This window comes from Methanospirillum sp. (genome assembly GCF_028679455.1).
Lineage (GTDB): Archaea > Halobacteriota > Methanomicrobia > Methanomicrobiales > Methanospirillaceae > Methanospirillum.
Genome location: NZ_JAJRBM010000037.1, coordinates 1 through 5,674, shown reverse-complemented (window position 1 = coordinate 5,674; position 5,674 = coordinate 1). Strand labels below are relative to the sequence as shown.

Annotated in this window: 5 protein-coding genes; 2 read left to right on the top strand and 3 right to left on the bottom strand. The window is 49.3% G+C overall.

What is annotated here, in order from left to right:
* Window positions 1–537, top strand: a 537-nt coding sequence (locus tag LUQ50_RS01035) for a hypothetical protein (protein ID WP_300034852.1), incomplete at its 5' end; no start/stop codon positions are given.
* A 187-nt stretch (window positions 538–724) separates the two neighbouring features.
* Complete coding sequence (locus tag LUQ50_RS01030) at window positions 725–1,330, top strand: DJ-1/PfpI family protein (RefSeq protein WP_300034849.1); 606 nt, start codon at window positions 725–727, stop codon at window positions 1,328–1,330.
* Window positions 1,331–1,507: 177 nt separating this feature from the next.
* Here the strand turns inward: LUQ50_RS01030 and LUQ50_RS01025 are convergent, their stop codons facing one another.
* The 3 genes from LUQ50_RS01025 to LUQ50_RS01015 form a co-directional block, all read right to left on the bottom strand.
* Window positions 1,508–3,628 carry a sodium:proton antiporter gene (locus LUQ50_RS01025; protein ID WP_300034845.1) on the bottom strand — a complete coding sequence of 707 codons (2,121 nt, stop codon included), beginning with the start codon at window positions 3,626–3,628 and terminating at the stop codon, window positions 1,508–1,510.
* 89 nt (window positions 3,629–3,717) lie between these two features.
* The gene (locus LUQ50_RS01020; protein WP_300034841.1) at window positions 3,718–4,365 is read right to left on the bottom strand and encodes a GNAT family N-acetyltransferase; all 648 of its coding nucleotides are present in this window, start codon (window positions 4,363–4,365) and stop codon (window positions 3,718–3,720) included.
* 55 nt (window positions 4,366–4,420) lie between these two features.
* Entirely contained in the window at window positions 4,421–5,569 is a 1,149-nt protein-coding gene (locus LUQ50_RS01015) for an ABC transporter substrate-binding protein (protein ID WP_300034838.1), read from the bottom strand.
* Window positions 5,570–5,674: the final 105 nt, after the last annotated feature.

Sequence of the window (5,674 nt, the reverse complement as noted above, 5' to 3'; positions counted from 1 at the left end):
GGATTTAAGAGTTTTACGAAGTTCCTAGAGTCCTATATTGATGATGTGATAGCAAGTACCGCGGTATCGGGATCAGGACATCCACAGGTGATATTCCTATCTCTGGATGAGATCTCAAAACCTGACAAGACAGCCAGCCTGTCACCGATTGAGTCTTTTATTCTCCAGGTTCTCAAACTGCAGACTGATCGCAGAACACGGTTATTGCTGGCACGAAACCTGATCCAGTGTTTCCGGGAGAATCCACAAGTATCTATGAAGGAGATGGTTGCATATCTTTCGGATCGCTCAACGGGTGTCTCCCGGATTACTATTCGGAAATATGTCTTTACCCTTGGGCAGGGCCGGGTGTTCCATTATGCGAATAAGGAGTATCAGGGTTCCCTGCTCCGACGACCGCAATCTCTGAACAAGGAGATCACCAATGAGGAGCAGATCGAGGACATCTACCATAAGCGGATAAAGGAGATCATCCGGAATCGGTACTCGGATGTGGATATCAATACGATCGAGCCATACAAAGCAGCATTTGAATAGTCCTGTCCGTGTGAGTTATCAACGGAAGATCTGATACCATTTCTCCCTATTCTCAGTATCTCTCAACCCTGATTGGCTCGATTGTCCCCCTGGTTTGGTGAATAAATCTCCTCCACCATCGATGAGATACAACAATAATAGCAGATTTCACCAGATTTAAATCTGAGTCAAGCCCCATTTTATGAGGATGATGACTGATATTATCGTCCTGCTCTATCCAGAATTCGAGACTCTTGATGTTTTCGGTCCGGTTGAGGTCTTTGGATTACAGCCGGAATCCTTCCGATTACTCTTCTATTCACCAGACGGAGGGGTGGTGACGAGTAGCCAGCAGGTTCCGGTGGTGACTCAACCTATCTCAAAAATGGAGAGTGATGAGTACATTCTCTTCATCCCCGGAGGATCAGGTATCTTTCCCCTCATCACGAACGAATCCTTCATCACCACCCTGCGAACTCTGGCTGCGAATGCCCTGTTTGTCCTGACCGTCTGCACGGGATCCCTCCTGCTTGCAAAGACCGGATTGTTGAACGGGAGGCGGGCGACCTCAAATAAACGACTCTTCTCGATCACCAGGAAGTTTCCCGGTGTTGACTGGATCAAAAAAAGCCGGTGGGTAAAAGACGGCTCCCTATACACAAGTTCCGGAGTCAGTGCAGGGATAGATATGGCGCTTGGTTTTGTATCTGACCAGATCGGATATGATGCAGCGACAGAAGTGAGCAGGATAATTGAGTATGAGTGGCATGAAGATCGTGAAAATGATCCTTTCTGTGAATTATACCCGGACTAAGAAATCCTGCGTTTCTCCAACCGGTGTATCGATCCGGGGCAGGGGAGATATCGGTATCCCGGATTGTATGTGATTCTTGATCTGGTCGGGAACAGACATACGTATACAAACCAGGTCTCCTTTATCGGGAATTGTAAGAACCATTATCAGACCCATGAAGGAGATGATTCTCCTGGATTATTCCAGGGGAAGTTCATTGCAGGCCCGGATCAGTTCACGCCTTGCTTCATTCTTCTCTTCGAGAAGATGATCAATCAACCGGGTTAAGGTCTTTTCATCCCCGGCTCCTTCTTCGAGATGTTGGTGAAGCGTGGTAATCATCCCTGCTCCTGCTGTTCGTTCGGCAAGATATGCACTAATCTTCTTCAGACTCCTGGATTCTCTGACTTGATCAGAATGCAGGTATTTCCGGGCCTCTGTCTCAAGCCGGTTATATACTCCGAGAATATCTGATATCTCATCCGGACCGAGACATACAATCGCTGCAAGTTTGGTAAGATACCGGTTTGTCTCGGATGCCGCCACAACGATGGCAGCCGCACCAAATATCCGGTTCATCTCGCTTCTCTTCTGAAGGAATCTGGACAACCGGCTCTTCGGGGCTATCCGGGTTACCGCCCTCTGGATCCATTTCCTGAGTTTTGTTCCCGGACTGATATTCGGGTTTCCCGGATGATAATCACCGGACTGGATGAGATCCTCCCGGGTAGCAGTCTGATACTGCAGTTCGGCATATACCGCTGGAAGGATCAGTCCCTCATCATAGAGCAGTCGGTACTGTTTCTGTTCAAACCTGAGTGCTTCCAGCCAGAAAAGCTTCAAAATACTTTTTCGTTCAGTATTTTTCCGGTTCTCATCCCAGAAATCACGGATTTTCTCAACCTGTAAGGCAGATGCCTCCTGGTACTGGTCTACATATCTCCGGGTTGTCATGGGGTCGATGATATCACCCATAACTGAGTTTTGCAGGCTTCTTCCTCCTGACTGGGACGCAACAAGATCCGTGTATATCTGGTGAAACCGGTTCACCAGTCTGGTCTGCCCGAGACCGAGATGATGGATCAGCGGACCGATTGTCAATCCCTGGGCAAGAATGGTAAACAGTACAATGGTCACCGAGAATGCAACGATTGCATCATGATATGGGAGCGACGCGGGTAGGGAGAGTGAGAGAGCGATAGCTACTGCTCCCCGAAGTCCGCCCCAGAAACTAACCATCTGGTAGGTGAGTGGGACTTTCCGGGGAGTGAAGAGGTTATAGAGGCCGAAGATAGCGAATACCGGAATAAACCTGGCGAATGTTACCACGGCGATCAGCATCAGGATCCCAATCGCTGCACCGCTTAGAAACACTGAGAGATCCTGTAGGGAAGCGATCGCGATTCCCACCAATAGGAAGATAAGACTGTTTGCCAGGAACCCGATATACTCCCAGAACCGGGTAAGTGCTTCTCTCCGGGCCGGGCCGATCCAGTCTGATGCTGCCCGTGCTGCCATACATCCGCAGACCACCACTGATATGACGCCCGAAAATCCGCAGAGGTGATCACTGATGAGGTATGAGAGATAGGCGGCAATCAGGGTCGCAGTCTGGTGAATGTGGGAGTGGAGCGGTGTCCGTTTGAGCATATACCTAAGCAGAAATCCGATCGCTGCACCTACCAGAATTCCCCCGATGAATGAAGTGAGTACAGTGCCTGCAAAATCGACTGAAGTCTGGATCAGCGGGATTTTTTCAGCAATCAGGGAGACTCCGATGAGCGAGAGTACCATCTGAAACATCACGATTGCTGCTGCATCGTTGAGGAGGCTCTCTCCTTCAACCAGGATCTGCAACCGTTTTGGCACCCCTATCTCCTTGAACAAGGAGATGACCGCTGCCGGGTCGGTCGCCGAGATTAATGCCCCAAAGAGGAGGGCGAAGAGCAGGGGCATGGCAAACAACTGCGATAACAGTCCGCCGATGATCATCGCAGATATCACCACTCCAAGAATTGCCAGTCCCAGTACCGGGAAGAGGTTTCTGCTGAGCATCCTCGTGTCCAGGGCGATTGCAGACTCGAAGATGAACAGGGGGAGGAAGAGGTAGAGGACGATCTCTGAACTCGGGACAAATCCTTCAAAATGTTTGAGTGCAGCGATATGGGGAACGATAAATGCTGAAAATATATACCCGGTAATAACCAGGCCGATAGTGTACGGCATCTTCAGATGTCGCAGGGTTATTGCGGTGATGATGGCGATAAGCAGGAGTGTTATGATGATTGTCTCATCAGCAATGAGCAGGTTCTGATCCATTATTCCGTTAATCCTCCGGATCTATGGGAGGGAGAAACTTATGAGCTCTGGGATGAACCGGGATCCTGGTAATACCCTGGACCTGATTTTCATGTTCCCAACTCTTTAACCATCAGATAGATTCCATGGTCCAACCCTTCGAAATGTCTGACTCCGTTCAACTGGAAATCCTGGTATGGATAGTATCCGGCTTCCAGAAACCCGCATCGTTCAAACACCCGCTTTGATGTAATACTGGTGCAATCCGCCACGATCCGGGTAAATCCACGGTTTCGTGCCTGCTTTATTACCTGGTGAATCATCTGTTGCGCAATGCCGGTTCCCCTGAATTCTCGTTTGACACCAATCTGAAAAATATGGAGAACCGATCCGGATTGGATTGCTTCCCTGTCAAAATACCGGTCTTCAAGTTCATTAATCATCGCGATAGCCTCCCTGAAATGGGAGAGGAAGGCTATCATCTCCGGCCCTCCCTGTTCCGGGTCATCAGTCAGATCTAGGCAGAAGATAAACCCGGCTGGTTCTTCGGTCTCACCGTCACCGGTGAGATAACTGAGATCCATATCAACCAGGGTCCTGACATAATGTACTGCGAAGGGAAGAAACCTGGATGAATCAAGGTCTGCATGTCTGGTGGTTGGCTCGTCAGCGGTGAACACTTCGGTATATAGCCGGGCAGCCCCTGCTGCATTCTGATGAGTGAGTGGGAGGCAGATTTGCTTCCTTAATCCCGACACAGAGGATCTGTCCGGGGTGAGGTCCTGCGATAGGTGAGTCATTGATGAGTCCGAATTATTCCACAGTATCTGGCAATACTGATGGAGGGAGGGTTACATCCTCGAATGTTCCGTTCCTGACTGCCCTGAATGTTATCGGGTAGGATGCAACCCCGTTGTTATCAAAGCTGACCTCCCCGAGTGCCCCATCAATAGTCTGGTTCTGATACCAGGTACAGATGCAATCCGGGGAATTTCCACAGGTTGAAACGGCGGAATAGAGTGAAGTCATGGCATCATACCCTTCTGCTCCGAAGAAGGTTGCATCTTCATGGTAGTATTCGCGATACCGGTCAAAAAACGGGTTTGTCCTGTTCAGCGAAGGTGTGGTGAAGATGAGCCCTTCTGCTTCCTTTGTCGCTGCAAGTGCGTTATTCTCAACTCCCCGTGTTCCAATCAGCGGAGCAGTAATGCCTGCATCCCGGATCACTCTCACCACAGCAGGAACCTCTGAAAAACCTAGCAGAACGATTGCGTCGGGATCTGCCTCTCTGATCTCTGAAATGTTCAGAGTGGATTTTGGATCATCAGGATTGTACCACGATATGGTTCTCGTTTTTTCAGGGAGTAGTTTTTCAAACGTATCCGCATATCCATTTGTATACTGGTTATTTCCTCCGAGAAGTACGATTCTGTTGAACTGCTCCAGGTATGTTGCAAGGACCGGGCTTTCCTGTTCCACACCCGGAGTGAATCGTATCAGGTGGTCAGGTGAATTGTTGCGGTTGATCAGAGCACTACCGAGTGCAACCTGAACCATCCCTAACGCTGATGCGTCAGGGTATACGGTGTTTGAGGTCCAGCTGGCGACGGTAACGATTACCGGCAGATCCGGGTATGATTCGCTCATATTTTTCCATGCCATCGATGCGACGGAGATGTTACTTCCGGCATCCCTGATAACCTGACTAATGTGTGACCCTGGCACATCCTTCGCTGCAAGTGAGAATGCCCGTGAATATTCGGTACCGATATCAGATACAAAGCCACTCTGCATAACCAGAACTCCGATGGGTGTTGAGGTATTATGCTGCTGCAGGGAATCCTGCCCGTAATCTACTACCAGTTCATCGGGGATTAATCCAGCTACCGGAGAGAACATGATGCTACCGGCGATACAAAAGACGATGCATGCCATGAAAAATAGAGAGAAGCGGGAATTCATTTGTATTCTGTTGTGACGATTCAGAGAAATATTTCTTCTTTTGTGAATCCCGGATCTTTATTTACGAATGTCTGGGTAGTACCGGACTATCGGTGAATACCCGTG